General features: G+C 62.2%; 1 protein-coding gene. It reads right to left on the reverse strand.

The window, feature by feature from the left end:
* Positions 1-21: 21 nt before the first annotated feature.
* Positions 22-373: IS1595 family transposase (locus NX780_RS25135; RefSeq protein ID WP_258830621.1), on the reverse strand; the 352-nt coding region annotated here is incomplete at its 5' end.

The raw sequence follows: 373 nt of genomic DNA on the forward strand, positions 1-373 counted from the left end.
TAAAAAAGGCGCTGTCACCGTTCAGTGTGGGCTCGCTGTACTGAACACACCCAGCGCCGCAGATAGCAGCCGTTCGACCGTCTTGATGCGCGGACCATCGAGCGCCCACTGCCAGCCAAGATAGTTCGGCAGGTATTTTGATGCGACTCCATTGAACCGCGCCAGCCACTGACGGAAACGGCGGTGATAGGCGTTCACGTTCTGGACGTGTACGGCGCCGCGCACTCTTTCGCCGCTACTGACGTTGACGGCCTCGTGCGATATTCCGGCTCCCAGAGCAAATGATCTGTAGGCAGGGTGGGCGTCGGTGACCAGCAGCACGTCCCGGTCGAGCACCGGCAGCAGGTGCCGGCGCAGCTGGGCCACGGTCACT

Origin of the sequence: Massilia agri (assembly GCF_024753255.1) — a bacterium.
GTDB classification, from domain to species: domain Bacteria; phylum Pseudomonadota; class Gammaproteobacteria; order Burkholderiales; family Burkholderiaceae_D; genus Telluria; species Telluria agri.